General features: G+C 64.6%; 26 protein-coding genes, 1 pseudogene and 1 riboswitch. Of the genes and pseudogenes, 19 read left to right on the top strand and 8 right to left on the bottom strand.

Going from position 1 to position 26,215, the window contains the following annotated elements; translation table 11 throughout:
• The first annotated feature begins 1 nt into the window (after position 1).
• The 9 genes from LRP30_RS42125 to phoB all read left to right on the top strand — a co-directional run bounded on the left by LRP30_RS42125 (position 2) and on the right by phoB (position 8,507).
• Positions 2 to 304 (top strand): hypothetical protein, encoded by a 303-nt coding sequence (locus LRP30_RS42125; protein ID WP_249761959.1) that lies wholly within the window; start codon positions 2 to 4, stop codon positions 302 to 304.
• A gap of 383 nt (positions 305 to 687) precedes the next feature.
• On the top strand, positions 688 to 1,743 hold the full coding sequence (locus LRP30_RS42120; protein ID WP_128940209.1) for a lysylphosphatidylglycerol synthase domain-containing protein: 1,056 nt from the start codon (positions 688 to 690) through the stop codon (positions 1,741 to 1,743).
• 33 nt (positions 1,744 to 1,776) lie between these two features.
• Positions 1,777 to 3,075 carry an ATP-binding protein gene (locus tag LRP30_RS42115; protein ID WP_249758656.1) on the top strand — a complete coding sequence of 433 codons (1,299 nt, stop codon included), beginning with the start codon at positions 1,777 to 1,779 and terminating at the stop codon, positions 3,073 to 3,075.
• Positions 3,076 to 3,219: 144 nt separating this feature from the next.
• Positions 3,220 to 4,233: a phosphate ABC transporter substrate-binding protein PstS gene (gene pstS, locus LRP30_RS42110; RefSeq protein WP_091885397.1), complete on the top strand. Its 1,014-nt coding sequence runs from the start codon at positions 3,220 to 3,222 to the stop codon at positions 4,231 to 4,233.
• Between the two features lie 171 nt (positions 4,234 to 4,404).
• Complete coding sequence (gene pstC / locus LRP30_RS42105) at positions 4,405 to 5,394, top strand: phosphate ABC transporter permease subunit PstC (protein WP_164934782.1); 990 nt, start codon at positions 4,405 to 4,407, stop codon at positions 5,392 to 5,394.
• A 1-nt stretch (position 5,395) separates the two neighbouring features.
• Complete coding sequence (pstA, locus tag LRP30_RS42100) at positions 5,396 to 6,241, top strand: phosphate ABC transporter permease PstA (protein ID WP_128955834.1); 846 nt, start codon at positions 5,396 to 5,398, stop codon at positions 6,239 to 6,241.
• Entirely contained in the window at positions 6,238 to 7,056 is an 819-nt protein-coding gene (gene pstB, locus LRP30_RS42095; RefSeq protein WP_091884952.1) for a phosphate ABC transporter ATP-binding protein PstB, read from the top strand. The genes pstA and pstB overlap by 4 nt, the downstream gene beginning before the upstream one ends.
• Before the next feature lie 11 nt (positions 7,057 to 7,067).
• On the top strand, positions 7,068 to 7,784 hold the full coding sequence (gene phoU / locus LRP30_RS42090; protein ID WP_091884957.1) for a phosphate signaling complex protein PhoU: 717 nt from the start codon (positions 7,068 to 7,070) through the stop codon (positions 7,782 to 7,784).
• Positions 7,785 to 7,799: 15 nt separating this feature from the next.
• On the top strand, positions 7,800 to 8,507 hold the full coding sequence (gene phoB, locus LRP30_RS42085) for a phosphate regulon transcriptional regulator PhoB (RefSeq protein ID WP_008143479.1): 708 nt from the start codon (positions 7,800 to 7,802) through the stop codon (positions 8,505 to 8,507).
• A 255-nt stretch (positions 8,508 to 8,762) separates the two neighbouring features.
• Here phoB and LRP30_RS42080 read toward each other — a convergent pair whose 3' ends face one another.
• Positions 8,763 to 9,275: a GcrA family cell cycle regulator gene (locus LRP30_RS42080; RefSeq protein ID WP_091885401.1), complete on the bottom strand. Its 513-nt coding sequence runs from the start codon at positions 9,273 to 9,275 to the stop codon at positions 8,763 to 8,765.
• Positions 9,276 to 9,743: 468 nt separating this feature from the next.
• Here LRP30_RS42080 and LRP30_RS42075 point away from each other — a divergent pair, with 468 nt between their 5' ends.
• From LRP30_RS42075 to LRP30_RS42065, 3 genes are all read left to right on the top strand, one after another.
• A complete protein-coding gene (locus LRP30_RS42075; protein ID WP_249758655.1) occupies positions 9,744 to 10,952 on the top strand; it encodes an aspartate aminotransferase family protein in 1,209 nt (402 codons plus the stop codon).
• Positions 10,952 to 11,875 carry an ornithine carbamoyltransferase gene (gene argF / locus LRP30_RS42070; RefSeq protein ID WP_091884961.1) on the top strand — a complete coding sequence of 308 codons (924 nt, stop codon included), beginning with the start codon at positions 10,952 to 10,954 and terminating at the stop codon, positions 11,873 to 11,875. Before LRP30_RS42075 ends, argF begins: the two co-directional genes overlap by 1 nt.
• A 139-nt stretch (positions 11,876 to 12,014) precedes the next feature.
• Positions 12,015 to 13,022, top strand: coding sequence for an Hsp33 family molecular chaperone (locus LRP30_RS42065; protein WP_249758654.1), 1,008 nt, complete (start codon positions 12,015 to 12,017; stop codon positions 13,020 to 13,022).
• Between the two features lie 295 nt (positions 13,023 to 13,317).
• On the opposite strand, the gene apaG is transcribed toward LRP30_RS42065, so the two are convergent.
• Positions 13,318 to 13,710 carry a Co2+/Mg2+ efflux protein ApaG gene (gene apaG / locus LRP30_RS42060; protein ID WP_128936886.1) on the bottom strand — a complete coding sequence of 131 codons (393 nt, stop codon included), beginning with the start codon at positions 13,708 to 13,710 and terminating at the stop codon, positions 13,318 to 13,320.
• A gap of 196 nt (positions 13,711 to 13,906) precedes the next feature.
• On the opposite strand from apaG, the gene LRP30_RS42055 reads away from it, so the two are divergent.
• From LRP30_RS42055 to LRP30_RS42045, 3 genes are read left to right on the top strand one after another with little or no spacing between them, the layout of a single operon-like run.
• Entirely contained in the window at positions 13,907 to 15,163 is a 1,257-nt protein-coding gene (locus tag LRP30_RS42055; RefSeq protein WP_128940205.1) for an OpgC domain-containing protein, read from the top strand.
• Positions 15,163 to 15,942, top strand: a complete 780-nt coding sequence (locus tag LRP30_RS42050; protein ID WP_249758653.1) for an SGNH/GDSL hydrolase family protein — start codon at positions 15,163 to 15,165, stop codon at positions 15,940 to 15,942. Before LRP30_RS42055 ends, LRP30_RS42050 begins: the two co-directional genes overlap by 1 nt.
• 12 nt (positions 15,943 to 15,954) lie before the next feature.
• Complete coding sequence (locus LRP30_RS42045) at positions 15,955 to 16,947, top strand: SGNH/GDSL hydrolase family protein (protein ID WP_249758652.1); 993 nt, start codon at positions 15,955 to 15,957, stop codon at positions 16,945 to 16,947.
• A 130-nt stretch (positions 16,948 to 17,077) separates the two neighbouring features.
• On the opposite strand, the gene LRP30_RS42040 is transcribed toward LRP30_RS42045, so the two are convergent.
• Positions 17,078 to 18,265, bottom strand: coding sequence for an O-succinylhomoserine sulfhydrylase (locus LRP30_RS42040; protein WP_249758651.1), 1,188 nt, complete (start codon positions 18,263 to 18,265; stop codon positions 17,078 to 17,080).
• 73 nt (positions 18,266 to 18,338) lie between these two features.
• Positions 18,339 to 18,418: riboswitch (SAM riboswitch) on the bottom strand.
• A 109-nt stretch (positions 18,419 to 18,527) separates the two neighbouring features.
• On the opposite strand from LRP30_RS42040, the gene LRP30_RS42035 reads away from it, so the two are divergent.
• From LRP30_RS42035 to LRP30_RS42020, 4 genes are all read left to right on the top strand, one after another.
• Entirely contained in the window at positions 18,528 to 19,634 is a 1,107-nt protein-coding gene (locus tag LRP30_RS42035) for a 2'-deoxycytidine 5'-triphosphate deaminase (protein WP_128936881.1), read from the top strand.
• Between the two features lie 107 nt (positions 19,635 to 19,741).
• On the top strand, positions 19,742 to 20,155 hold the full coding sequence (locus LRP30_RS42030) for a PAS domain S-box protein (RefSeq protein ID WP_128940201.1): 414 nt from the start codon (positions 19,742 to 19,744) through the stop codon (positions 20,153 to 20,155).
• Positions 20,156 to 20,259: 104 nt separating this feature from the next.
• The gene (locus tag LRP30_RS42025) at positions 20,260 to 21,312 is read left to right on the top strand and encodes a hypothetical protein (protein ID WP_249758650.1); all 1,053 of its coding nucleotides are present in this window, start codon (positions 20,260 to 20,262) and stop codon (positions 21,310 to 21,312) included.
• 323 nt (positions 21,313 to 21,635) lie between these two features.
• A complete protein-coding gene (locus LRP30_RS42020) occupies positions 21,636 to 23,081 on the top strand; it encodes an MATE family efflux transporter (RefSeq protein ID WP_128955826.1) in 1,446 nt (481 codons plus the stop codon).
• A gap of 97 nt (positions 23,082 to 23,178) precedes the next feature.
• Here the strand turns inward: LRP30_RS42020 and LRP30_RS42015 are convergent, their stop codons facing one another.
• The 5 genes and pseudogenes from LRP30_RS42015 to LRP30_RS41995 all read right to left on the bottom strand — a co-directional run bounded on the left by LRP30_RS42015 (position 23,179) and on the right by LRP30_RS41995 (position 26,171).
• On the bottom strand, positions 23,179 to 23,655 hold the full coding sequence (locus tag LRP30_RS42015; protein ID WP_249758649.1) for a hypothetical protein: 477 nt from the start codon (positions 23,653 to 23,655) through the stop codon (positions 23,179 to 23,181).
• 113 nt (positions 23,656 to 23,768) lie between these two features.
• Positions 23,769 to 24,170, bottom strand: a pseudogene (locus LRP30_RS42010) (SRPBCC family protein).
• Positions 24,171 to 24,379: 209 nt separating this feature from the next.
• Positions 24,380 to 24,739, bottom strand: coding sequence for a VOC family protein (locus LRP30_RS42005; RefSeq protein WP_164935100.1), 360 nt, complete (start codon positions 24,737 to 24,739; stop codon positions 24,380 to 24,382).
• Between the two features lie 104 nt (positions 24,740 to 24,843).
• Positions 24,844 to 25,203 carry a hypothetical protein gene (locus LRP30_RS42000; protein WP_128936874.1) on the bottom strand — a complete coding sequence of 120 codons (360 nt, stop codon included), beginning with the start codon at positions 25,201 to 25,203 and terminating at the stop codon, positions 24,844 to 24,846.
• A 128-nt stretch (positions 25,204 to 25,331) separates the two neighbouring features.
• Complete coding sequence (locus LRP30_RS41995; RefSeq protein ID WP_249758648.1) at positions 25,332 to 26,171, bottom strand: AraC family transcriptional regulator; 840 nt, start codon at positions 26,169 to 26,171, stop codon at positions 25,332 to 25,334.
• Positions 26,172 to 26,215: the final 44 nt, after the last annotated feature.

The following is a 26,215-nucleotide window of genomic DNA, read 5'->3' as shown; positions in this document are numbered from 1 at the left end:
GATGCCCTACCTCGTCTCGTTCCATATGGGTTGGCTGATCGGCTCGCTGCTGCTGGGCTTTTGCATGGGCTGGATCTCGGTGGTCCAGCGCGGCAACGGCACCTCGAAGGTGACCGCGCGGTGGCTTGCCGCCCTTGCCGCGGGTCTGGTCGCAGCTTCGTTGTCACATGTGGTCCCCGGCCGTTTCGGCTATTGGCTCGACCTCGGCCTGATCATGTTCGCGTGCTATCTCGTGGGTTGCACCATTGGTGCATGGCTACGCGACCGGGTGGTCTCGCGAAGCGCGCCGCCGGCTGCCCTGTGACATTGCCGTGCACCCTCACTCGTACGGATGGGTGGCCGGCGCGCCCCATAGATTGACGTCGGCTTAAGCCGTGACGGAACATTGTGCGGTTGAAATCATCAAAACTTCATGGCGTCTGCGCAGGATTGCCAAGGGAGATTCGCGTCAAGCCTTGCCGCCGAAAGCGCCAAACCGTGCATCAGGAGCCCGCACCCCTGCCTAAAATATTGAAGGCACGTGTTTTTGTTCGAATTGGCGAATTCCACTTCGCCCGAAAACGCGCTAGTGGAAGGGCAGGGGGCATGCGCGATGCCGAAGCCGGCGGCGAGGGGTCGTTGAGTGCCGGTGCGTCGTCCGCCTGTCTGCCGGCCAACCTGGCCGCTGAAGCGTTGTTCGAGGTCTAGATGCTGGAAGCCATACGCAGGGCGACGACGTTTCTGCGCCAGAAGCAAATCCTGCATAAGCTTGGAGTTGTGATCAGCGTCGCGGTCATCGGCATCGCTTGCTATGTGCTCTACCACATGCTCCGCGGCATCGATCGCAACGAGGTTCTGGAGGCGATCAAGAGCACCGAGCCGAGCCAGATTGCGATGGCGGCGCTGTTCGTGGCTGCGGGCTATTTCACCCTGACCTTCTACGACCTGTTCGCCACGCGCGCGATCGGGCATTCCCACGTGCCCTACCGGATCAACGCGCTCGCCGCCTTCACCAGCTATTCAATCGGCCACAATGTCGGCGCCAGCGTCTTCACCGGCGGCGCGGTGCGCTACCGCATCTATTCGGCCTATGGGCTGAACGCGATCGACGTCGCAAAAATCTGCTTTCTCGCCGGCCTGACCTTCTGGCTCGGCAATGCCGCCGTGCTCGGCCTCGGCATCTCCTACCATCCGGAGGCCGCCGCCGCGATTGACCAGCTGCCGCCCTGGCTGAACCGGACGCTGGCGATGATGATCATCGTGGGGCTGGTCGCCTATGTGGTGTGGGTCTGGACCCAGCCGCGGGTGGTCGGCCGCGGGCCCTGGACCGTGGTGCTGCCGGGCGGCCCGCTGACGCTGCTCCAGATCGCGATCGGCATCGTCGATCTCGGTTTCTGCGCGCTCGCGATGTACGTGCTGGTCCCGGACGAACCCAATCTCGGCTTCGTGGTGGTGGCGGTGATCTTCGTCTCGGCGACGCTGCTCGGCTTTGCCAGCCATTCGCCGGGAGGTCTTGGCGTGTTCGACGCCGCCATGCTGGTCGGCCTCTGGCAGATGGACCGCGAGGAGCTCTTGGGCGGGATGCTGCTGTTCCGCGTCCTCTATTATCTGTCCCCCTTCGTTCTATCTGTAATCTTGCTGACGTTTCGCGAAGTTATCATCGGCGCACGTTCGAAGCGCTTGCAGCAGGCGGCGCTCAAGCTCGATCCCGGCCCCGCGCGTGAGGCCGCTTATGTGAGAGAGCGCAGCGACAGCGGCGCCTGAGCGGCGCAAGCCTTTAAGGAGAAGCCCTCCCCGATGGCGATTGACGCCCCATCTTCTCCCAACACCCAGCCCTGGTCCGATCGGCTGCGGCACTCGACCATCATCCTGATCGCGGCGGCGCTGGCGCTGTCAGTGGTGGTCTCGCTCGGCGAATTGTCGGCGCTGCACGCCGCGATCGTGTTCCTCTGTATCGCAGCCGCGGCGCTGATCCCTTGGCGCCTGCACGATCCCACAGCCTCGCGCGACGACGTCAGGCGCATCAACCCGGTCGAGAGCGCAGCGGTGGCCGCCGTCGTCGCCGGCATGCCGGATCCTGCGGTGCTGCTCGACCGCGCCGGCCGCGTCATCCATCTCAATGCCGCCGCCGCCCAGCTTGCGCCGGCGCTGCGCAGGAACGAGCTCGCCCAATTCGCGCTGCGCTCGCCGGAGATCATCACGGCGTTGCGCGAGGCGATCGCGACCACCGAGCCGCGCCGCGCGACCTATCTCGACCATGTACCGGTCGATCGCTGGATGGAGCTCATGATCACGCCGGTGCCGGTGCCGACCACCTTCGGCGGCGCCGACAAATGCATGCTGATGACCTTCCACGACCAGACGCCGCTGCGGCGGGTCGAGGAGATGCGGGCCGACTTCGTCGCCAATGCCAGCCACGAGCTGCGCACCCCGCTCGCCGCGCTGTCGGGCTTCATCGACACGCTCCAGGGCCAGGCCAAGGACGATCCAAAGGCGCGCGAGCGTTTCCTCGGCATCATGCACAATCAGGCCACCCGCATGGCGCGCCTGATCGACGATCTGCTGTCGCTGTCGCGGGTCGAGCTGTCGGCCCATGTCCGCCCCGACACGCTGGTCGACCTCTTGCCTATCATCCTCCAGGTCGCCGACGGGCTCGAGCCGCTGGCGCGGGAACGCCAGGTCGATGTCGAGACCCATCTGCCGGAAGCCCCCGTGATGATCGCGGGCGACCGCGAGGAGCTGCTTCGCCTGTTCGAGAACCTGATCGAGAACGCGCTCAAATACGGCGCCTCGGGCGGACGCGTCATCGTGTCGCTGACGTCAAGCGCGGCCACTGATGGATCTCAGGAAATCCGGGCCATGGTCCGGGATTTCGGTCCGGGCATCGCACCGGAGCACCTGCCCCGGCTGACCGAGCGCTTCTACCGGGTCGACGTTGGCGACAGCCGCTCGCAGGGTGGAACCGGGCTCGGATTATCGCTGGTGAAACATATTCTTAACCGTCATCGCGGCCGGCTCCTGATCGAAAGCGTACCCAAACAGGGCGCCACTTTTACCGCTTGTTTTCCCCAGGCCAGGCCTCCGGCATCGATGTGAAAATCAAGCGATTCCAAGCGCTTGAGGGTGTCATCCAGCTGTCACGAAACCTTCGTAAAAGCACAGCCGACCGCTCCTAAAGGGGCGGCGCGGGGAGCGCGATCGGGCGCGGATGGCGCTTCGCTCCCCTGTATGGAGACCAGCATGAATTTCCTCAAAACTATCGTCGCTGCCGGCTTGGTCGCCGCATCGACGACGGCGGCGTTTGCAGCCGACATCACGGGTGCCGGTGCGACATTCCCGTTCCCGATCTATTCGAAGTGGGCTGACGCCTACAAGAAGGAGACCGGCAACGGTCTGAACTACCAGTCGATCGGCTCGGGCGGCGGCATCAAGCAGATCCAGGCCAAGACCGTGACCTTCGGCGCCAGCGACGCGCCGCTCAAGGCCGAGCAGCTCGAGAAGGACGGCCTCGTCCAATGGCCGATGGTGATGGGCGCCATCGTCCCCGTCGTCAACCTCGAGGGCGTGAAGCCCGGCGAACTGGTGTTCGATGGCGAGACGCTGGCCAACATCTATCTCGGCAAGATCACCAAGTGGGACGACGCCGCGATCAAGAAGCTCAATCCGAACGTCAAGCTGCCCGCGGAGGCGATCACCGTGGTCCGCCGTTCGGACGGTTCGGGCACCACCTTCAACTTCACCAACTACCTCTCCAAGGCCAGCGCGGACTGGAAGAGCAAGGTCGGTGAGGGCACCGCGGTCGAGTGGCCGGTCGGCGTCGGCGCCAAGGGCAACGAAGGCGTGTCGGGCAACATCAGCCAGACCAAGAACTCGATCGGCTATGTCGAGTACGCCTATGCCAAGCAGAACAAGCTGACCTACACCGGTCTCGTCAACAAGGCCGGCAAGCCGGTGCAGCCGACCGTCGAGGCCTTCCAGGCCGCCGCCTCCAACGCCGATTGGGCCAAGGCTCCCGGCTATTACGTTATCCTGACCGACCAGCCCGGCGACAAGTCCTGGCCGATCACGGCGGCGACCTTCATCCTGATGCACAAGTCTGCGACGGACAAGGCTGCCTCCCAGGAAGCCATCAAGTTCTTCCGCTGGGCGTTCAAGAACGGCGGCAAGGCGGCTGAAGAGCTCGACTACATCCCGATGCCGGACAGCGTCGTCCAGCTGATCGAGAAGACCTGGGCTGCCGAGATCAAGAGCTGAAGCGAATGGCCCGGACGCGCTGCAGCGTGAAACGCTGCTGCGCAGCGCCGGGACCGACAAGAACCGGGCCCCGGATCAGCGTCGCGCCGCTTCGCAGCTCGCGCCGCATCCGGGGCACAAGTCCGGCAACAAGCGTATATAGAACGGGTACAGGGGATCGGCGTGGCAGAGATGGCTGTTCAGAGCGATGTAATCGACGACGCCGGACCGTATGACCGCGCCAAGGCCTTGAGCGCGTTCAAGCTCGGCGACGTCACCTTCTACTGGATCACGCGGCTTTCCGCGATCTCGGTGCTGCTGATCCTCGGCGGCATCATCATTTCGCTGATCGTCGGCGCCTTCCCGGCGATCAAGGAATACGGCCTGTCGTTCCTGTGGACGCAGCGCTGGGCGCCCTCGGCCGATCCGCCCGTGCTCGGCGCGCTCGGGCCGATGTACGGCACGCTCGTCACCTCCTTCATCGCGATGCTGATCGCCATTCCGGTCGGTCTCGGCATTGCGATCTTCCTCACCGAGCTCTGCCCGCAATGGCTGCGCCGCCCCATCGGCATGGCGATCGAGCTGCTCGCCGGCATCCCCTCGATCATCTACGGCATGTGGGGCTTCTTCGTGCTGGGCCCGTTCCTGGCCAACACCTTCCAGCCCTTCATGATCAGGGTCTTCGACGGCGTCCCGGTGCTGGGGGCGATCTTCGCAGGTCCCCCGTCCTATCTCAGCCTATTCAACGCTGCGCTGATCCTCGCCATCATGGTGCTGCCCTTCATCACCTCGATCTCGGTCGACGTGTTCAAGACGGTGCCGCCGGTGCTGAAAGAGGCCGCCTACGGCGTCGGCTGCACCACTTGGGAAGTCGTCCGCAGCGTGGTGATCCCCTACACCCGCGTCGGCATCATCGGCGGCGTCATGCTGGCGCTAGGCCGCGCGCTCGGCGAGACCATGGCGGTGACTTTCATCATCGGCAACTCGTTCCGGATCTCCTCGTCGATCTTCGCGCCGGGCACCACGATCTCGGCGGCGATCGCCTCCGAGTTCGCCGAGAGTGACGGCCTGCACCAGTCCGGCCTGATCCTGCTCGGCCTGCTCCTGTTCGTGCTGACGTTCTTCGTGCTCGCGGCCGCGCGGCTGATGCTGCTGCGCCTGGAACAGAAGGCGGGGAAGTGACATGAACCCGATTTACGCACGCCGCCGCCGCACCGACATCGTCATCCGCGGGCTCTGCATCGCCGCCGCCGCCTTCGGCGTCACCTGGCTCGCGCTGATCCTGATCACGCTGCTCTACAACGGCCTTAGCGGCCTGAACCTCCAGGTCTTCACCGAGAACACGCCGCCGCCCGGCGCGTCCGAAGGCGGCCTGCTCAACGCCATCGTCGGCTCGCTGATCATGACCGTGCTCGGCGTCGGCATCGGCGCGCCGCTCGGCCTGTTCGCCGGCACCTATCTCGCCGAATACGGCCGTAACGACAAGCTGACTTCGGTGATCCGCTTCATCAACGACATCCTGTTGTCGGCGCCCTCGATCATCATCGGCCTGTTCATCTACGGCGCCGTGGTGGTGCCGATGCGCGGCTTCTCGGCGATCGCCGGTAGCCTCGCGCTCGCCGTGATCGTCATCCCGGTGGTGCTGCGCACCACCGAGGACATGCTGCTTCTGGTGCCGAACGCGCTGCGCGAGGCGGCCTCCGCGCTCGGCCTGCCGCGCTCACTGGTGATCAAGCGCATCGCCTACCGCGCCGCGCGCTCCGGCCTCATCACCGGCGTGCTGCTCGCCACCGCCCGCGTCGCCGGCGAGACCGCGCCGCTGCTGTTCACCGCGCTGTCGAACCAGTTCTTCAGCCTCGGCCTGAACAAGACGATGGCGAACCTGCCCGTGACCATCAACAATTTCGTGCAGAGCCCCTACGCCTATTGGAAGCAGCTCGCCTGGAGCGGCGCACTGCTGATCACGCTCACCGTGCTTGCCCTGAACATTGGCGCCCGCATCCTCGGTGCCGAGAGGACCGCAAAATGACCGACCTGTCCGTATCCGTGAGTTCCAACGGTCACCTGGCCTCGCATCCGCTGCCGGAAGCGCCCGCCAAGGTGACGGTGCGCAACCTCAACTTCTATTACGGCGAGCATCACGCGCTGAAGAACATCAACCTGACGCTCGGCACCAACCGCGTCACGGCCTTCATCGGCCCGTCGGGCTGCGGCAAGTCGACCCTGCTGCGCATCTTCAACCGGATGTACGACCTCTATCCGGGCCAGCGCGTGACCGGTCAGCTGATGCTCGACCAGACCAACATTCTCGATCCCAAGCTCGACCTCAATCTGCTGCGCGCCCGGGTCGGCATGGTGTTCCAGAAGCCGACGCCGTTCCCGATGACGATCTACGAGAACATCGCCTTCGGCATCCGCCTCTACGAGAAGATCTCGAAGTCCGAGATGGACGACCGGGTCGAGAAGGCGCTGCGCGGCGGCGCGCTGTGGAACGAGGTCAAGGACAAGCTCAACGCCTCGGGCCTGTCGCTCTCCGGCGGCCAGCAGCAGCGCCTCTGCATCGCCCGCACGGTCGCGGTGCGGCCTGAAGTGATCTTGTTCGACGAGCCCTGCTCGGCGCTCGATCCGATCTCGACCGCCAAGGTCGAGGAGCTGATCCAGGAACTGTCCGAGAACTACACGATCGCGATCGTCACCCACAACATGCAGCAGGCGGCGCGCGTCTCCGACAAGACCGCCTTCATGTATCTCGGCGAACTGATCGAGTTCGACGACACCAGCAAGATCTTCACGTCGCCGAGCGACCGGCGTACGCAGGATTACATCACCGGCCGGTTCGGCTGAGGAGACGGGACATGGGTACTGAACATACCGCAAAGGCCTTCGACACCGACCTCCAGGAGCTCACCCGCCTGGTCGCCGAGATGGGCGGCATCGCCGAGCGCATGATCGTCGATTCCGTCGACGCGCTGATCCGCCGCGACGTCGCGCTCGGCCAGCGCGTCGTCACCACCGACGCCGAGCTCGACGCGCTGCAGAAGCGCATCGAGGAGCGCGCCGTGCTCACCATCGCCCGCCGCCAGCCGATGGCGGTGGATCTGCGCGAGATTGTCGGCGCCATGCGCGTCGCCACCGATCTCGAGCGCATCGGCGACCTCGCCAAGAACATGGGCAAGCGCGTTGCGGCGCTGGAGACGGACTTCCATCCGCTAAAACTGTTCCGCGGCCTGGAGCACATGACCGACCTCGTGCAGCAGCAGGTCAAGTCGGTGCTGGACGCCTATGCCGCGCATGATCTGCCGGCGGCAATGGCGGTGTGGAAGGGCGACGAGGAAGTCGACGCCATCTGCACCTCGCTGTTCCGCGAGCTCCTCACCTACATGATGGAGGATCCGCGCAACATCTCGTTCTGCATCCATCTGATGTTCTGCGCCAAGAACATCGAGCGGATCGGTGACCACGCCACCAACATCGCCGAAACAGTGTTCTACATGATCGAGGGTCAGGCGATCACCGACAAGCGGCCGAAGGGCGACATGACGACCTTCGCCACGACGGTACCGAATACCTGAGGGAGCGACGACAACATGGGCGCACGCATCATGGTGGTTGAGGACGAGGAAGCTCTCACCGAGCTTCTCCGTTACAACCTCGAAGGCGACGGCTATGACGTGGAGACGGTGATGCGCGGCGACGACGCCGACACCCGCCTCAAGGAACACATCCCCGATCTGATCGTGCTCGACTGGATGCTGCCGGGACTATCAGGCATCGAGCTGTGCCGGCGGCTGCGCACCCGTCCCGAGACCAAGCAACTCCCGATCATCATGCTCACCGCGCGCGGCGAGGAGAGCGAGCGGGTGCGGGGTCTTGCGACCGGCGCCGACGACTACATCGTCAAGCCGTTCTCGGTGCCGGAGCTGCTCGCGCGCGTGAAGGGGCTCTTGCGACGGGCAAGCCCGGAGCGGCTCGCCACCGTGCTCGCCTATGGCGACATCGAGCTCGATCGCGACAAGCGCCGCGTGGCGCGCTCTGGCCGGCCGATCGATCTCGGCCCGACCGAATATCGCCTGCTGGAGTTCTTCCTGGAGCATCCCGGCCGCGTGTTCTCGCGCGAGCAGCTGCTCGATAGCGTCTGGGGCCGCGACATCTATATCGACGAGCGCACCGTCGACGTCCATATCGGCCGCCTACGCAAGCTGCTCAATCTCGGCCGCGAGCAGGACCCGATCCGCACAGTCCGCGGCGCCGGCTATGCGCTGGATGATCGGTTTGCGAAGGCGGAGCAGACCTAAGTTAGGCGGTGTTGCTTTAGCAGGCGGCTGCCACACTCTCACTGTCGTCCCGGACAAGCGTAAGCGCAGATCCGGGACCCATAGCACAGGGAGTGATTGTTGCGCTAAAAAAGTAACTTCGAGTCCCCGTAGCCACAGCTTGCGGTGGCTGTGGGTCCCGGATCTACGCGCGCTTGAGGCGCGCTTGTCCGGGACGACATCGGATTTGTAGAGCCGTCATCGCGTGACGGCTGCCGTTTCGATCTCAGAACAAACTCACCGCGTGCTCGGCTTGGCCGGCGCCCGCCGCCGATCCGCGGCCGGCTGATACGCCACGCGCGAGTGCTGGGCACAGTAGGGCAGGCCGGACAGCGCCCTGCCGCCGCAGAAGAAGAAATCCGGGCTCGATGGATCGCCGACCGGCCAGTGGCAGGTTGCCTCGTTCAATTCCAGCAGCGACAGCCGCTGGCTCATCGGCACCACGTTGTCGTAGGTGACCGGTTCGGCCTCCACCTCGACCTCGAAGGCCTGCGCCAGCGCGGTGTTGCCGCGCGAGATCGGCCGGGTCACCCGCATCATGTGCTGTGCTGGGCGCGCCTTGCGCGGCCGCGGCGCGGCCGAAGATGGGCTCTTGGCGCGGCCCGACAGGCCGAGCCTGTGCACTTTGCCGATCACGGCATTGCGGGTCACATTGCCGAGCTCGGCCGCGATCTGGCTGGCCGAAAGTCCGGCCTCCCAGAGCTTTTTCAGCTGCTCGACGCGATCGTCGGACCAGGTCAAAACCGTCATTGCACCCTTTCCCTCGCTGCGCGCCGCCATCCTGGGGCCTCACAGCGAATGCCTAAGCCTTGAAAAACCCGTGCCGCCAGAATCCCTTAAGGCTCGCCGGGCGCGCTACTGACGCCCGAACGTTTACGCCGGTACATGAGGACTTAGAGGATCAGAACCGCTGCACGAGATGTCGTATCTGACAGGCCAAACGCTACAATATGGCGTGACTCCCGCGCAAGAGTCCGCCGACTCGCTTCCACATGTTCCGTGGTGAAAACCCCGCAAAATCGGCACCGCAAGACTACGGATTCAGCGTTTCGCGAGGCTTTCCAGGCGGCATTGACACCGGTCTTGCCAGGCATAAGATAGTGCCGCGTGCCGCCCTTAAAAGGCGGCACGTTTCGTTTTCCGGACCGGTCAATGGTGCGCTGCGCAAGGCACGCCAGGCAGGTCTCAACATTCAAATGCAACATCCAAGTGATGGTCATGACCAACAGCGCCGCGCCGCATCTGCTTCCCGTTTTCGCCAGGGTCGACCTTGGTTTCGAGCGCGGCGAAGGCTGCTGGCTGATCGCGACCAATGGCGATCGCTATCTCGATTTCACGTCGGGCGTTGCGGTGAACGCGCTCGGCCATGCCCATCCCGCGCTGGTCAAGGCATTGCAGGAGCAGGCGACCAAGCTCTGGCACATGTCGAACCTGTTCCAAAGCCCGGACGGTGAGAAACTGGCGGCGCGCCTGTGCAGCGAAAGCTTCGCGGACTTCGTGTTCTTCTGTAATTCCGGCGCTGAAGCGCTGGAATGCGTGATCAAGGTCGTGCGGCGCTATCACGCCGCCAAAGGCCATCCTGATCGCTATCGCATGATCACCTTCGAAGGCGCCTTCCATGGCCGTACGCTGGCGACGTTGGCCGCGACGGGTTCGGCAAAGTATCTCGAAGGTTTCGGCCCGCCGATGGACGGCTTCGACCAGGTCCCGCATGGCGATATCGAGGCCGTGAAGAAGGCGATCGGTCCGCAGACCGCCGGCATCCTGATCGAGCCGATCCAGGGCGAGGGCGGTGTGCGTTCGTCGACACCCGCCTTCCTCAAGGCGCTGCGTCAGCTCTGCGACGAGAAGGGCCTGTTGCTCGCGTTCGACGAGGTGCAGACCGGCATGGGCCGCACCGGCGATCTGTTCGCGCATCGCCGTTTCGGCGTCACGCCCGACGTGATGTCGCTGGCGAAGGCGCTCGGTGGCGGCTTCCCGATCGGTGCTTGCCTTGCGACCGCGGAAGCGGCCTCCGGCATGACACCCGGCTCGCACGGTTCGACCTTCGGCGGCAATCCGCTCGCGATCTCCGCTGCGAACGCCGTGCTCGACGTCATGCTCAAGCCCGGCTTCTTCGACCACGTGCAGAAGATGTCGCTGCTGCTCAAGCAGAAGCTCGCCTCCGTGATCGATCGCCATCCTGATGTCGTCAGCGAAGTGCGTGGCGAGGGTCTCCTGATCGGCATCAAGGCGGTCGTGCCTTCGGGTGATCTCGTTGCCGCCTTGCGCCACGAAAAACTGCTCACCGTCGGCGCCGGCGATAATGTCGTGCGCTTCCTGCCGCCTCTGATCGTCACCGAAGCCGAGATCGAGGACAGCATCGGGCGGCTCGAGCGCGCCTGCACGGCGATCTCGTCCAGTCAGACCAAGCGGGCGGCAAGCTGATGAGCAAGTCGCCAAAGCACTTCCTCGACATCAACGAGCTCCCGCTGTCGGAGCTCAAGCGCATGCTCGCCGCATCCTCCGCCATGAAGGCGAAGCAGAAGGCGCATCAGCCGGTCAGGCCGCTCGAAGGCAAGACGCTGGCGATGATCTTCGAGCGCCCCTCGACGCGGACGCGGGTGTCGTTCGACGTCGCCATGCGCCAGCTCGGCGGCGAGCCCATCATGCTCACCGGTGCCGAAATGCAGCTCGGCCGCGGCGAGACCATCGCCGACACCGCGCGTGTGCTGTCGCGCTATGTCGACGCCATCATGATCCGCATCCTCAATCACGAGGCGCTGCTTGAGCTTGCGGCCTATGCGACCGTGCCCGTCATCAACGGCCTGACGCGCCGTTCGCACCCTTGCCAGGTGATGGCCGATCTCATGACCTACGAGGAGCATCGCGGTCCGATCGAGGGCAAGACGGTGGCCTGGACCGGTGACGACAACAACGTGCTGGCGTCCTGGGCCCACGCCGCCGAGCGCTTCAAATTCCAGCTCAACGTCGCAACGCCCCCGGAGCTCGCGCCGAAAAAGGCGATGCGCGACTGGATCAAGACGACCAATGCGCCGATCGTGCTCGGCACCGATCCGGAGGCCGCCGTGCGCGGTGCCGATTGCGTCGTCACAGACACCTGGGTGTCGATGGGCGACAAGGAAGGCGAGCACCGCCACAACGTGCTCAAGCCCTACCAGGTTAATGCCAAGCTGATGTCGCTGGCCAAGTCCGATGCGCTGTTCATGCACTGCCTGCCCGCCCATCGCGGCGAGGAGGTCACCGATGACGTGATCGACGGCCCGCAATCGGTCGTGTTCGACGAGGCCGAAAACCGCCTGCACGCGCAGAAGGGCATTCTGGCTTGGTGCTTTGACGCGGTGAAGTAACGCGCGGATCTGGATCGTCGTCCTGGCTTTCGCCAGGACGACACCGAATTTGCAGGATCGTGTGCAATCATAACTGCATCCGGAACACGCCGCCTCGCACCCCTTCCAATCCGTCACCTCCGACCCCAGATAGAGCGCCATGGTTTTCGAATCCCCTGACATGAAAACCGGGCTAGAAGGCCCGGTTCGCGCGCCATCAGCAGTTCCGATCGATGACGCCGTGCTGCCCTACGAGGTCGATGCGCTCGACGTGCGCGGCCGCCTGGTGCGGCTCGGCCCGGCGCTCGACGACATCCTCACCAAGCACGATTATCCCGCCCCCGTCGGCAAGCTGCTCGGCGAGGCCATCGTGCTGACGACGTTGCTCGGCTCGGCGCTGAAATTCGAGGGCCGTTTCATCCTTCAAGCCCAGACCGACGGTCCGGTATCGTTCCTGGTCGTCGACTACATGGCGCCGGATCGCCTGCGCGCCTATGCGCGCTTCGATGCTGCGCGCCTCGGTGACGCCAGGGATTCAGGGACGCTGCTCGGCCGCGGCCATCTCGCCATGACCATCGACCAGGGCCCCGACATGAGCCGTTACCAGGGCCTGGTCGCGCTCGACGGCGGCGGCCTCGAAGCGGCCGCTCACGAATATTTCGTGCGCTCCGAGCAGATCCCGACGCGCGTGCGCCTCGCGGTCGGCGAGGAATGGCGCAGTAGCGACGGCGGCAAGCATCGCTGGCGTGCTGGTGGCATGCTGATGCAGTTTTTGCCGAAGGCGCCGGAGCGCGCGCGGCAGGCCGATTTGCATCCCGGCAACGCGCCCGAAGGCACCGAGGTGCACAGCGTCGCGGAAGACGACGCCTGGGTCGAGGCGCGCTCGCTGATCGAGACCGTCGAGGACGTCGAGCTGATCGATCCCGAGCTGTCCGGTGAGCGGCTGCTGTTCCGCCTATTTCACGAGCGCGGCGTGCGCGTGTTCAATCCACAGGTCCTGAAGGCACAATGCTCCTGCTCGCGCGATGCGGTGGCGTCCATGCTGAAGAGCTTCTCGTCCGACGATCGCGCCGCGATGGTCAAGGACGACAAGGTCGTGGTGACCTGCGAGTTCTGCTCGTCGGTCTACCAGTTCACGCCGCACGAGGCGGGCGTGGAGAACGCGTAGGCCTCCATTTCCCCGTCATTGCGAGCGCAGCGAAGCAATCCAGAAATGCATCCGCGGTGTCAGTCTAGATTGCTTCGTCGCAAGGGCTCCTCGCAATGACGAGTTTGGGGCACGCTCGCGCCTCATTCTCGCTGTCATCGCCCGGCCTGAACACCTGACCGGGCGATCCAGTACTCTGAGACGGCGCTGATTGAACCGAGAGGCCGCGGCGTACTTGCCGGAGCCTGTCATCGGGCTCGCCGAAAGCGAGACCCGGTGGCGGGGCATGACAGCGGTGGGCGTCGCCGCACCGCCCCTAATTCAACACCCGCTTGTAGTCCGGGCTGTCCAGCGAAAACGTCGGCACGTCGATCTCGAAGCGCTCGCCGCTTTCGCTGACCATCTGGTAGCGGCCGGTCATGAAGCCGGAGGCGGTCGTGAGCGGCACGCCGGAGGTATATTCGAAGCGCTCGCCGGGAGCCAGGATCGGCTGCTCGCCGACGACGCCCTCGCCCTTCACCTCCTGCTGGCGGCCGGAGGCATCGGTGATGATCCAGTGCCGCGTCTTCAGCTGCACGGTCTCGTCGCCGGAATTGGTGATGACGATGGTGTAGGACCAGAAATAGCGGGAGCGGTCGGCCGACGACTGCTCCGGAACAAAGTTCGGCTCGACGGTCACTTCGATCTGGCGGGTCACGGCGCGGTACATGATGCCATCATACCGAAATCCGCCCGGGGAACCAAACCCTGGAGGCGGCTTTGGCGACATCGTCCCGCCAGAATTCGCGGGGAAGGACTCCCCCAAGGGAAGACACCCTTATGTGATCTGGCCGCTTTGCGAGACGACGGCCGGACCGGTAAACTCCATTGCACGTCGCGATTTGCGGAAGGGTTTTTGGCCCCCGATGACCATTGCCGACCAAGTGACGGGATCGACGATCGCGGGAACCGCGGATGCCAAACCCGCGGGCATCACGCCGCGGGCCGCCGCGCCGGCCATCACGCTGCCGGCCATCGGCGAGCGCGAGCTCCGGCTCGATCTGTTCCGAGGGCTGGCGCTGTGGCTGATCTTCATCGACCATCTGCCAACCAGCCTGCTGACCTGGTTCACCATCCGCAATTACGGCTTCAGCGACGCCACCGAGATCTTCATCTTCATCTCCGGCTACACCGCCGCCTTCGTCTACGGCCGGGCGATGCTGGAGAACGGCGTCGTCATCGCCACCGCGCGCATCCTGCGCCGCGTCTGGCAGATCTACGTCGCCCACGTCTTCTTGTTCACGATCTTCCTCGCCGAGATTTCCTATGTGGCGACCAGCTTCGAAAACCCGCTCTACACCGAAGAGATGGGCATCATGGATTTCCTCAAGCAGCCCGACGTCACCATCGTGCAGGCGTTGCTGCTGCGCTTCCGGCCCGTCAACATGGACGTGCTGCCGCTCTACATCGTGCTGATGCTGGCGCTGCCGTTGATCCTGTGGTCGATGAAGTGGAAGCCCGACGTCACGCTCGGCCTCTCGGTCGTGCTCTACGCGGTGACCTGGGAATACGACCTCTACTTCTCGGCCTATCCAAATGGCTTCTGGGCGTTCAATCCGCTGGCCTGGCAATTGCTTTTCGTCTTCGGTGCATGGTGCGCGCTCGGAGGTGCGCGACGCATGTCGCGCATTCTGGCCTCACCGGTGACGATGTGGATTGCGATCGCTTATCTGGTCGCGGCGTTCTACGTGACGCTGACCTGGTACGTGCCGCAGCTCGGTCACCTCATGCCGAAGCGCATCGAACAGTGGATGTATCCGATCGACAAGACCGATCTCGACGTGCTGCGCTTCACCCATTTCCTGGCGCTGGCCGCGCTCACCGTGCGCTTCCTGCCGCGGACCTGGCCGGGCTTGAAATCGCGCTGGCTGCGGCCGCTGATCCTATGTGGGCAGCATTCCCTCGAGATCTTCTGTCTCGGCGTCTTCCTGGCCTTCGCCGGCCATTTCATCCTGGCCGAGGTCTCCGGCGGCGCAGCCATGCATGCGTTGATTAGTCTCTCCGGAATCCTGATCATGTGGGGGGTGGCCTGGGTCATTTCGTGGTACAAGAGCGTGGCTGACAAGAGCGGTGCGAAAACCAAAAACGCCGTCGGCAACGCCGATCTGGCGGGAGGGGGCTGATGAAGGCGAAGGTTCTCCTGAGCCTGATCCTGCTATGCGGTGGTCTCGCCGCGCCCATGGCGCGCGCGGGCGATGCTGCGTCTGCTGCTCCGGCCGCGCCCGCGGCCTGCGAATTGCCGCCCTATCTGCTCACCAGCGAAAGCCGGCTTCCCAAGGTCGCCGACGCCGTCAAGGCCGGCAAGCCGCTCGAGATTCTGGTCATCGGCAGCCGCTCGACCACGATTCCTTCCTCGGAGAGCAGCTCATATCCGGCGCGCATGGAGGTGAGCCTCAAGGACAAGCTGCCGCCCTCGGAAGCGGTGCACGTCTCCGTAGAAATACAGAGCAAGAGGACGGCACAGGAGACCGCCGCCACCTTCGCTAAGCTGATGGAAGCAAAAACGCCTACTTTGGTCATCTGGCAGACCGGGACCGTGGATGCTATCCGATCCATCGATCCCGACGAATTTCGCAGCGCAGTAACCGAAGGGGTTACTGCGTTGCAAAAGACACGGGCTGACGTCGTCTTGATGAATTTGCAGTACAGCCCGCGTACCGAAACCATGATCGCGGCGCAGCCTTTTCTCGATAACATGCGCGTGGTGGCGCAGGAGCACGACATCCCGCTGTTCGACCGTTTCGCGATCATGCGACAGTGGAATGATCAGGGCCAGTTCGACCTGTTCAACCCGTCCCGCGGGCCTGAGCTCGCGAAACAGGTTCATGATTGCCTTGGCCGGGCGTTGGCACAATTCGTGATCGACGCTGCCCATCTAGAGCCGGCCCAGCAGCAAAATTGAGGTCTAGCGTTAATGAGTTCTCTCCGCCCTTTTTGTCTGACGTCATGGCTGGCTGCGCCCGCAGCAGCAATGCTGCTGGTGCTGGCACCCGCTTCGCAGCTGCGCGCGCAGACGCAAGCCGCACAGGCGACGCCCGCGCCCGCGCAGCCGGCTGATCCCGCTTCCGCCCCGTCCTCCCAAACCACTGTCGCCGCGACGTCCCCCGACCAGCGCGGCATCACCGCGCGCGCCATCGACAAGGTGAAGGAGGTCGCAAAGTCCGCCGGCGACATCTTCAGCCGCGTGCCCTGCCTGCCGCCGAAGGGCGGCTCGAAGGCGATGGGCACGCTGCCGCATGTCGCAAGCAAGCTCGTCGCCGGCCAGCCCGTCGTCATCGTCGCGTTCGGCTCGTCTTCGACCGCAGGATTCGGTGCGAGTTCGCCGGAGTTCAATTATCCGAACCGCCTCGCCGCACAGCTGCGCCGGCATTATCCGACTGCCGACATCACCGTCGTCAATGCCGGCGTTGGTGGCGAGGATGCGCCCGAGATGATGAAGCGCCTTCAGACGCAGGTGATCGACGTGCATCCGGATATGGTGATCTGGCAGGTCGGCACCAACGCCGTGCTGCGCAACCTCGATCCCGGCGAGACCGCAAAGATGGTCGAGGACGGCATCTCCCGCATCCAGGCTGCGGGCGGCGCCGACATCGTGCTGGTCGATCCGCAATATTCGCCGGCGGTCAACCAGCGCGCCGAGAGCGCCGGCAAGATGGTGAAGCTGCTCGGCAAGGTCGCCGAGCTCCGTCACGTCGGCATCTTCCCGCGCTTCGAGGTGATGCGCGAGTGGCACGAGAAGCAGGCGATCCCGGTCGAGGGCTTCGTCATCGCCGACGGTCTGCACATGAACGATTGGGGCTATGCCTGCTTCGCCCAGCTCCTCGGCGACGACATCATCCACTCCGTCGGCCAGATCAAGCTGGGTGTGAACGTGCCGGCCGACGTGCGCGCGTATCGGCCGATGTAGGTATAAATGCCGTAGGGTGGGCAAAAGGCGCGCTCTTCGCGCGCCGTGCCCACCATCTATCGGCAGTGTGATCGTGAATGGTGGGCACGCTTCGCTTTGCCCACCCTACGAGTCCGAGCCTTTGGCTCGCTCACGCCTTCTCCAGCGCCGCGGTGAGATCCTCGATCAGATCGTCCGCATGCTCGAGCCCGGCGGAGAAGCGGATGAAGCCCTCGCTGATGCCGAGCGCGGCGCGGTCCTCCGGCTTCAAACGCTGATGCGTCGTGGTCGCCGGATGCGTGACGAGACTCTTGGCATCGCCGAGATTGTTGGAGATCTTCGCCAGCTTCAATGCATTGAGCACACGGAACGCGGCCTGCTTGCCGCCCTTGACCTCGAAGCCGACCAGCGTCGAGCCGCCGCGCATCTGCTTCTTCACCAGCGCCGCCTGCGGATGATCGGCGCGGCCGGGATAGACCAGCCGCGAGATCTTCGGATGGCTGGCCAGCATCTCGGCAATGCGCGCGGCGGTGTCGGTCTGCGCGCGCACGCGAACGCCCAATGTCTCAAGGCCCTTGAGCAGGACCCAGGCGTTGAACGGCGAGATCGACGGGCCGGTCTGGCGCATGAAATTGTGGATGTGCTCGGCGATGAAGGCTTCCGAGGACAGGATGATGCCGCCCAGACACCGGCCCTGGCCGTCGATGTGCTTAGTCGCCGAATAGACCACGACGTCGGCCCCGAGCGCGAGCGGGCTCTGCCAGATCGGCGTTGCGAACACGTTGTCGACCACGAGCCGCGCGCCGCCCTTGTGCGCGATCTCGGCAATGCCGGGGATATCGAGCACATCCAACGTCGGGTTGGTCGGACTCTCCAGGAAGAACGTCTTGGTGTTGGGCTTGAGCGCCCGCTGCCACTGGTCGAGATCGAGCCCGTCGACCAGCGTGGTCTCGATGCCGTACCGCGGCAGCAAATCCTGCACCACATAGAGGCACGAGCCGAACAGCGCCCGCGAAGCCACCACATGGTCGCCCGCCTTCAGCGGCGCCAGGATCGCGGTCGTCACCGCGGCCATGCCGGTTGCCGCCGAGCGGGCCGCCTCGGCGCCTTCGAGCTCGATCATGCGGCGCTCGAACATCGCGATGGTCGGATTGGAGTAGCGCGAATAGATGAAGCCGGGATCCTCGCCCTTGAACCGCGCCTCGCACTCCTCGGCGCTGTTGTAGACGTACCCTTGCGTCAGGAACAGCGCCTCCGACGTCTCGCCATATTGCGAGCGCAGGGTCCCGGAATGGACCAGGCGGGTTTCGGGACGGTAGGTGGCAGGCGACTTCGACATAGGACCCTCCGACATGACCGTCGAGCGAGAACGGTCACAAAAAAACCGGCCTGGATATCTCCACGGGCCGGGATCACAGAGGTCCCCGGCCTGTTTAGCGACTTATTTAACGTGGCTGCAAGCCGGCCGGCTCAAATCACCACGGGATAAGTGATGCTCATATTCCGCAATGCCCTTTCCGTCAAGGCGTCCATCGGATAGCCGTAAAAGGCTAGTATTTCCCGTATATCGGGATGAGTTGCCCCTTGCTGAGGATCCCCGGTTGACGTTCACGGTCGCTGCCGACGCCAATGGTATCCTGCCCGACCGCATGATCGCGGCGATGGCGGAGGCGGGGCTCATCCTGCCCGCCTACGACTTCGTCGAAAGCCAGATCCAGCCGGCGAGCCTCGATTTGCGCCTCGGCGACATCGCCTATCGCGTCCGCGCCAGCTTCCTGCCCGGTCCCGGCGCCACCGTCGCCGAGCGCATCGACGAATTGAAGCTGCACGAGTTCAGCCTGGCTGACGGCGCGGTGCTGGAGACCAATTGCGTCTACATCGTGCCGCTGCTGGAAAGCCTCGCGCTGCCGCCGGAGATCGTCGCGGCCGCGAACCCCAAGAGCTCGACCGGCCGGCTCGACGTCTTCACCCGCGTGATCGCCGACGGTACCCGCCGCTTCGACATGATCGGCGCCGGCTATCACGGCCCGCTCTATGCCGAGATCAGCCCGAAGACGTTTCCGGTGCTGGTGCGCGAGGGCTCACGCCTGTCGCAGGTGCGCTTCCGCACCGGCGACGCCATCCTCAATGCCGACGAGCTCGATGCGCTGCATGCCACCGAGCGCCTGGTCGACATCGACGATGCCGATCTCTCCGGTGGCGTCGCCGTCTCCGTCGACCTGTCGGGTGAGAAAGCGAACGGCTTCGTCGGTTACCGCGCCAAGCGCCACACCGGCGTCGTCGACGTCGATCGCCGCTCCGGCTATGCAGTGGAAGATTTTTGGGAGCCGATCTCGGCCCGTCCCGACGGCAGCCTGATCCTCGATCCCGGAGAGTTCTACATCCTCGCCTCCAAGGAAGCTGTGCAGGTCCCGCCCGACTACGCCGCCGAGATGGTGCCGTTCGATCCCTTGGTCGGCGAATTCCGCGTGCACTATGCCGGATTTTTCGATCCCGGTTTCGGCTATGCCGGTGCCGGCGGGCAAGGCGCGCGCGCCGTGCTGGAGGTGCGCTCGCGCGAAGTGCCGTTCATTCTCGAACACGGCCAGATCGTCGGCCGCCTCGTCTACGAGAAGATGCTGGCGCGCCCCGACGCCATGTACGGCCAGCGCATCGGCTCCAACTACCAGGCGCAGGGCCTCAAACTATCGAAGCATTTTCGGGTGTAGCCCGATCCTGTAGCCCGGATGGAGCGCAAGCGTAATCCGGGAGTTCTCTCGCTTGTGGCACCAATCCCGGATTACGCTGCGCTCCATCCGGGCTACAAGGTGTTGGCATGACCGATCAATCCGAGCTTGACGCACATATCATCGAAGGCGTCGCGGACGCGCTGATCTATTCGGATCGCTCCGGCACGATCACGCGTTGGAATCGGGCATCGACCGCCCTGTTCGGCTTCTCCGCCGGGGAAGCGCTGGGGCAGAATCTCGATCTGATCATTCCCGAGCATCTGCGCGCCGCGCACTGGAAGGGTTTCGAGGCTGCGCTTTCCAGCGGCACGATGAAGCTTGCAGGGCGTCCGACGCTGACACGCGCGTTGCACAAGAGCGGACGCAAGCTCTACATCGAGATGACCTTCGCGCTGGTGCGCGATGCCGCTGGAGCGGTGCAGGGATCGGTGGCGATGGCGCGCGACGTGACGGAACGCGTCGAGCGCGAGCGCGCTGCCAAGGCCGCGCAAAATTCGTGATGCGGAATTGACGGGCCGCCGTGCAGGGCGGCCTGCATGCGCGTCATGTTGCCTGACACCGGGCGCAGTGACACACTCGATCGAAACAACGATCGGGAGCGAACATGACCGCCGCATCAGTCACGGCGCAGGAAGCCCAATGGAAACGCTGGCGCGCGGTCGCGGATCTCTATCACGCCTACTTCACGGGCCTGGTCCTCACTGTTGTCACGCGGCGCGGCACGGCGGATGCCGCAGAATTCGTCTTCCGCGTGTTCCGCCGCCAGCAGCAGGAGCGCTTCCTGCCGGGCCTGGAAAAGCTCGGCCTGCGTCATCTGCCGCCGGCGGTGGCTGCTGCGCAATATCACTATCTCTCCAACTGGATCGGCGGCGTGCATGTCGAATACATGTATGAGAGCGACCGCAAAGCCTGGATCCGCTATCCGCCGCCGCGCTGGATCTGGAAGGGCACCGCGATCTGCGGCGTGCCCGGCGAGGTCAGCCGCGCGATGCTGCGCGGCTGGCACGCCAACAACGGCGTCGCGCTCGGCGATCTCCGCTTAGGCTTCGTCTGCACCAAGCAGAGCGTCGATGGCCAGGACGGTCTCGAAGGCTATTACCATCAATACGACCACCCACTTGAGCTCGACCAGCGCCTGGTGTTCGCGCGGCATCTGGAGGCCCCTACGTTCGATGCGAAGACCGCGCCGGCTTTGCCGGTTGCGAGCTGGCCGAAACCGCGGCTGGAAAAAGCCTATCGCAACTACGCGATGGAATATGTCCGCACTGCCGCGCCGGTGATGGTGCAGCTGTTCGGTCCGGAAGATGCCGGCTATCTGCTGCACCTCACCGGCAAGCTGATCGGCATGCAGTATTTCGACGAGGTCGCGGCGGCGTTGGCGATGAGCCGCGGCGGTGCGCGCGAATTCGCATCGTTCCTGAACGCGCTGTTGGCCGCGCAGGACGATGTGTCCGAAACGGTGCAATCACAAGGCGCGTTCGAAACAAGCCAGCAGAGCTGGAAGCTGATGGATGATGTCACCGACTATCACCCCGCCTGCACCAACGTGCTGGAGGGGTTGTTCCAAGGGCTGGCCACGGGCTGCGGGCGGCACATCGGCGTGCACATGCGCACCGCGAAGGGCGGTCGCGCGGCGCTGGTGTGGACGATTGAATAGGCGAGCGGGCCGCCACCACTTCGCCTCTCCCGCCTGCGGGGAGAGGCCGGAATTTGCGAAAGCAAATCCCGGGTGAGGGGGGTCTCCACGAGTCCAACTGTCACTGCCTTTGCCGCAGCAGCCCCTCACCCCCAGCCCTCTCCCCGTAAGAACGGGGAGAGGGAGAAGGAAAGCCGCTGCCGCAGGGCACTCCTGCACCTGACGCAGGAGGAATCGGCGCGCAGCGTGCTAACAAGCCCCTGCCGCGCCCTGCGCGCGAATTGATTTATTCGCACACCTGTTCATTGCCGCGCCGCAATTGGCGCTTGTGCCCGGGAGAGGACATGTCCGACATCGCCGAAATCCCGGTCGATGCACAGGAGCGCCCGCTGCCGCCGCCTCCGCGGCCGGTCAGAAGCGCGCTGACCGACGGCCCGATCCTGCGCACGCTGCTCGGGCTCGCCTGGCCGAACGTGATCGGGTTATCGGCCGGCATGTGCGTGGTGATCGCCGAGACCTCTTATGTCGGCCGGCTCGGTGTCGAGGCGCTGGCCGCGATGGCGCTGGTGTTTCCGACCGTGATCCTAACCATGACGATGTCGGGCGGCGCCATGGGCGGCGCGGTGGCCTCCGCCATCGCGCGCGCTCTCGGCGCCGGAGATCGCGAGCGCGCCGGAACGCTCGCCGTACACGCGATGCTGATCGGCATCAGCTTCGGTCTCGTCTTCATGCTGGGCATGCTGATCTTCGGGCCGCGCCTGCTGGAATTGCTGGGCGGCCGCGGCAATGTGCTGACCCACGCAATCGCCTACACGCAGGTGTTTTTTGGCGGCGCGGTGCTGCCCTGGCTGCTCAACACCATGGCCGGCGTCCTGCGCGGCACCGGCAACATGAAGCTGCCGTCGCTGTTGATCCTCAATTCGGCGGCCTGGCAGGTCGTGCTCGGCGGTACCCTGGGCCTCGGGCTCGGACCGGTGCCGCAGCTCGGCATGCGCGGCGTCGCGGCCGGCGCGCTGATCGCTTACTCCATGAATATCTGTATCATGGGTTGGTACCTGTTTTCCGGCCGGGCCCGCATCGCGCCGAGGCTGCGCGGCTTGCGCATCCAATGGGCGATGTTTTTCGACATCCTGAAGGTCGGCGCCATCGCCTGCTTCTCGCCGCTGCAATCGGTGCTGACGATCTCGATCTTCACCCACATGCTGGCGAAGTTCGGCACTGCGATCCTCGCCGGCTACGGCATCGGCGCGCGGTTGGAATTTTTGCTGACCTCGATCGCGTTCTCGTTCGGCATTGCCTGTGTGCCAATGGTAGGGATGGCGATCGGCGCGGGTCGCATCGCGCGCGCCCGGCGCATCGCCTGGATCGCCAGTGCTGCCGCTTTCGTGGCGGTCGGCGCGCCGGCATGCTTCGTTGCGATGTTCCCCGATCTCTGGGTCAATATCTTCACCGACAGCGTCGCCGTGCGCGCAGCGAGCCATCAATATCTGTCGACGGTCGGACCGTTCTACGCCTTCTTCGGCCTTGCAACGACGATGTATTTCTCCTCGCAAGGCGCCGCCAAGGTGATCGGGCCGGTGCTGGCGCAGACCGCGCGGCTGATCTACATCGCAGCCGTCGGCTGGTGGCTGTCGACCCACGACGCCACCGCGCAGAGCTTCTTCTGGCTGGCCGCGAGCTCGATGGTCGTGCTCGGCCTGCTGTCGTGCTCCAGTGTGGTGCTGACCCGCTGGGGACCGCGCCAGACGAAATCTGCGATCAGGCCAGCTCTGTCAGGTGCTGCCGACTAGAGCGCGATGAGATTAGGATGAATCGTCATCGCGCTTTAGGTTGTTGTTTGAGCATGATCTCTTCGGAAAACCGCTGCGCACTTTTCCGGATCATGCTTTAGCGATGCCGATGGCGGCGATGGCCGCCACCGCCGCCGGTGTTGGCGAGCCGCATCAATTGCGGGATCATCGCCATCATGTCGCCGCCACCGGCGCCACCGAGCACGCCCATGATGTCGCCGCCGCCCATGCCGCCGAGCCCGGTCGGCATATAGCCGCCTCCACCCATCGGGATGTAACCGCCGTAGTTCGGCGCACCGAAGCCGCCGCCCATCATCCCGCCGACCCCGCCGCCGCCATTCTCCATCATGCGGCTCATCATCGGGCCCATGGTCTGCATCAGCATGGCAAAGCGGCGCTTGCCCATCTTTGCCTTCATCATTTCCAGCATCGGGGCCATCTGGGTCATCATGTCCTCGCCGCCGGCACCGCCGCCGCCAAAACCTGCGAACTGCGCCTTCGCCGGCGAGCTCGCGATCGACAACAACAGCAGCACGGCGGCCGCCTGACAGATCACCTTGTCCGCACCTCTCATGGCATGCTCCTCGCGTGCGTGGCTCCGCCGGGAGAGCGGAGGCAACCGGGCGCACGTCGCCATGGTTATGGGTGGCGAGGGCGGAGCTCTGTGAGAAAACTCACGGAGGATGATCAGGCCGCCGCGGACGGAAACGCTCTGTGCAAGGCGGTCACGGCTTCGCCGGTCTGCCCCTGAACATAAGGCGCAAGCTCGTTCGGCAGCATGTCGATGATCCAGACGAGGCGACACCGTTTCTCACCATCGGCAATCACCTGCACCGAGGCGCTGTAGTGCTTCAGCCGCTCGTTGCTGATGGCGTAGACCAGCCGCTGTCGCGCGTCGTCTCAATCGACCAGCACCTCGCGTGCCACCGAGCCATTGGCGAAGGTGACGATGCGCGCGTCGCCGTCGAGGGTGCAGGCGGAGACGAAGCCCGGCACCAGCCGCTGATGCAGCGCGCCGAAATCGCGCACCGCGTCCCAGACATCGTGCGCGGAGGCGGGAAGGGGAATGTCATTGTGGATGGAGGCCATGGAGGTGTCCTTGATTCAATAGGTGATCGCCACAAACACCGTCATTGCAAGCGTAGCGAAGCAACCCAGAGTCTTTCCGCGGAGACAGTATTGGTAGGGTGGGCAAAGGCGCATAGCGCCGTGCCCACCGTTTGTCGGCATTGTCGCGAGCAGTTGGTGGGCACGCTTTCGCTTTGCCCACCCTACGAAGTCTCGTAAGCGGCTAAAGCTCACACGCAAACCGCCTCGACATTGTTGCCATCAGGGTCGATCAAGAACGCCGCATAATAGGTCGGGCTGTAGTCCTTGCGCGGGCCGGCGCCGCCATTGTCGCGACCGCCGTTCTTCAGGCCTTCGCTGTGGAACGCCTTCACCGCGTCATGGTCCTTGGCACGGAACGCGATGTGGGCGCCGTCGGCCTTGCGTCCCTTGTTCAGGTGCAGCCACAGCGCCGGCTCGCCCTTCGGCCCGAAGCCGGCATAGCCGTCGCCGCTCGAGCACAGGACATGGCCGAGCGGCGCCAGCACCGCGGTGTAGAAGCGCGTGGCAGCGTCGAGGTCGGCAACGCGAAGTCCGATGTGGTCGTACATATTCGTCTCCATTTGCAAAGCGCGCCGCAACTGGCGCGCGCCGGAGCCGAAGCTAGTCGAGGGGAGGTGGGACGCTCTTGGAAAATCTTGCGCTCGGTGGCCGGTTAGGTCGCCGGCGTCTCCGCCTGCCACCGGATCACCCGCTTTAGGTGATACAGCTGGACCCACATGTTGGCTCCGATCACACTAACCGTTGCGACGATCAATGCCGTGAGCTTGTGCGGTTTATGGAGGGCGAGGACGAGCAGGAACGCGGACAGGATCGCCGTGACTCCAAAGCTGGACCAGAGCCCGATGAGGCGTGGTGCAAACCAGGTTGGCTCTCCATCGGGGCCCCACTGCATCGGAATCTTGCGCGAGTTGATCTGGCGGCCGTAATAGAGGGCGCAGCCCGCGATGAAGGCGAGCCCCACGGCAAGCGCGATCAGCGTGGCCGCAATCACGTTACCCGAGGGACTGTCCATCTGCCGGCTCGCCGCATTGACGGGGCGTTGATTCGCCCTTCGGTTGTAGTACAGCGCGATGTGCCGCGGGCGCCAGCGCGTCGCGCCTGTCTGGTCAACAGACGGTTACCTGCGATGCCGGGCCTGTCTCAGTTGAGGACGAGGCGTTCCCCAAAAATGCTGCGTTCCCCCTTCGAGGCCTGACGGAACTTGGTCGGAGACACGCCCGCGGCTCGGTGGAAGGTGCGGACGAAGTTGGAGAGGTCGCCAAAGCCGACGTCATAAGCGATGTCGGTGACCGCGATGTCTTCATCAGTGAGTAGCCGCGCCGCATGTCGCAAGCGCGAGCGCACCAGATATTGATGCGGGGTGACACCGAGCACGCTCGAGAACAGTCGGAGGAAATGGAATGGGCTAAGGCCCACTTGCCGCGCGGCCTGTTCCAGGCCGACTTCGGATCGCGAATTGTCGTCGATCCACAACGCAGCTTCCACCGCGCGCCGTCGGTCGCGCGCGGTCGGTGGTGTCTGCTTGCGCGCCTTGCCCGAGGCGACATCGACAAAACGGCCGGTCAGGATGTGACCGATTTCGTCGAGGCCAATGTCGCTGTTGCCATCTGCCGCCGTCTGGGCGAGTTCACCGAACACCATCAGCTCGGGCAGCGGGGGCGTCGCGCCGATCTGCCAGACCTCGCGACGTCCACCAAGAGCGTCGACCAGGTCCTCACTGAGGAAAAAGCCCAGACAGACGTCGCCGGACACGTGCTCATGCGTGCAGGTGTATTCCTCGCCGGGGGCGCCGACCAGCATCGAGCCTGCCACCAGTTCGAAGAAGCCGGCGCGGCAATGGCAACCAAAGCTGCCCGAACGGACATAGGCGATGGAATGGCCGGTGCGGCATTCGGCAAACGGCGTGTCGTCCGGTCCCGCATCGCAGCGAAACTCGGAGACGGTCATCGAGCGTGTCGTCAGCAGCGTGGTCGCGTCCATGCCGCTCTATCTAGGCATGATCCGGAAAAGTGTTAGCGGTTTTC

The organism is Bradyrhizobium sp. C-145 (genome assembly GCF_023375135.1).
GTDB classification, from domain to species: Bacteria; Pseudomonadota; Alphaproteobacteria; order Rhizobiales; family Xanthobacteraceae; genus Bradyrhizobium; species Bradyrhizobium zhanjiangense.
Note: the sequence above shows the minus strand (reverse complement) of the source record. Positions and strands in the feature narration are given on the sequence as shown.

Bases quoted from the DNA above. Each gene is read 5' to 3' on its own strand.
- LRP30_RS42125 (WP_249761959.1), top strand. From the start codon at position 2: ATGCCCTACCTCGTCTCGTTCCATATGGGTTGGCTGATCGGCTCGCTG.
- LRP30_RS42120 (WP_128940209.1), top strand. From the start codon at position 688: ATGCTGGAAGCCATACGCAGGGCGACGACGTTTCTGCGCCAGAAGCAA.
- LRP30_RS42115 (WP_249758656.1), top strand. From the start codon at position 1,777: ATGGCGATTGACGCCCCATCTTCTCCCAACACCCAGCCCTGGTCCGAT.
- pstS (WP_091885397.1), top strand. From the start codon at position 3,220: ATGAATTTCCTCAAAACTATCGTCGCTGCCGGCTTGGTCGCCGCATCG.
- pstC (WP_164934782.1), top strand. From the start codon at position 4,405: ATGGCTGTTCAGAGCGATGTAATCGACGACGCCGGACCGTATGACCGC.
- pstA (WP_128955834.1), top strand. From the start codon at position 5,396: ATGAACCCGATTTACGCACGCCGCCGCCGCACCGACATCGTCATCCGC.
- pstB (WP_091884952.1), top strand. From the start codon at position 6,238: ATGACCGACCTGTCCGTATCCGTGAGTTCCAACGGTCACCTGGCCTCG.
- phoU (WP_091884957.1), top strand. From the start codon at position 7,068: ATGGGTACTGAACATACCGCAAAGGCCTTCGACACCGACCTCCAGGAG.
- phoB (WP_008143479.1), top strand. From the start codon at position 7,800: ATGGGCGCACGCATCATGGTGGTTGAGGACGAGGAAGCTCTCACCGAG.
- LRP30_RS42080 (WP_091885401.1), bottom strand. From the start codon at position 9,275: ATGACGGTTTTGACCTGGTCCGACGATCGCGTCGAGCAGCTGAAAAAG.
- LRP30_RS42075 (WP_249758655.1), top strand. From the start codon at position 9,744: ATGACCAACAGCGCCGCGCCGCATCTGCTTCCCGTTTTCGCCAGGGTC.
- argF (WP_091884961.1), top strand. From the start codon at position 10,952: ATGAGCAAGTCGCCAAAGCACTTCCTCGACATCAACGAGCTCCCGCTG.
- LRP30_RS42065 (WP_249758654.1), top strand. From the start codon at position 12,015: ATGGTTTTCGAATCCCCTGACATGAAAACCGGGCTAGAAGGCCCGGTT.
- apaG (WP_128936886.1), bottom strand. From the start codon at position 13,710: ATGTACCGCGCCGTGACCCGCCAGATCGAAGTGACCGTCGAGCCGAAC.
- LRP30_RS42055 (WP_128940205.1), top strand. From the start codon at position 13,907: ATGACCATTGCCGACCAAGTGACGGGATCGACGATCGCGGGAACCGCG.
- LRP30_RS42050 (WP_249758653.1), top strand. From the start codon at position 15,163: ATGAAGGCGAAGGTTCTCCTGAGCCTGATCCTGCTATGCGGTGGTCTC.
- LRP30_RS42045 (WP_249758652.1), top strand. From the start codon at position 15,955: ATGAGTTCTCTCCGCCCTTTTTGTCTGACGTCATGGCTGGCTGCGCCC.
- LRP30_RS42040 (WP_249758651.1), bottom strand. From the start codon at position 18,265: ATGTCGAAGTCGCCTGCCACCTACCGTCCCGAAACCCGCCTGGTCCAT.
- LRP30_RS42030 (WP_128940201.1), top strand. From the start codon at position 19,742: ATGACCGATCAATCCGAGCTTGACGCACATATCATCGAAGGCGTCGCG.
- LRP30_RS42025 (WP_249758650.1), top strand. From the start codon at position 20,260: ATGACCGCCGCATCAGTCACGGCGCAGGAAGCCCAATGGAAACGCTGG.
- LRP30_RS42020 (WP_128955826.1), top strand. From the start codon at position 21,636: ATGTCCGACATCGCCGAAATCCCGGTCGATGCACAGGAGCGCCCGCTG.
- LRP30_RS42015 (WP_249758649.1), bottom strand. From the start codon at position 23,655: ATGAGAGGTGCGGACAAGGTGATCTGTCAGGCGGCCGCCGTGCTGCTG.
- LRP30_RS42005 (WP_164935100.1), bottom strand. From the start codon at position 24,739: ATGTACGACCACATCGGACTTCGCGTTGCCGACCTCGACGCTGCCACG.
- LRP30_RS42000 (WP_128936874.1), bottom strand. From the start codon at position 25,203: ATGGACAGTCCCTCGGGTAACGTGATTGCGGCCACGCTGATCGCGCTT.
- LRP30_RS41995 (WP_249758648.1), bottom strand. From the start codon at position 26,171: ATGGACGCGACCACGCTGCTGACGACACGCTCGATGACCGTCTCCGAG.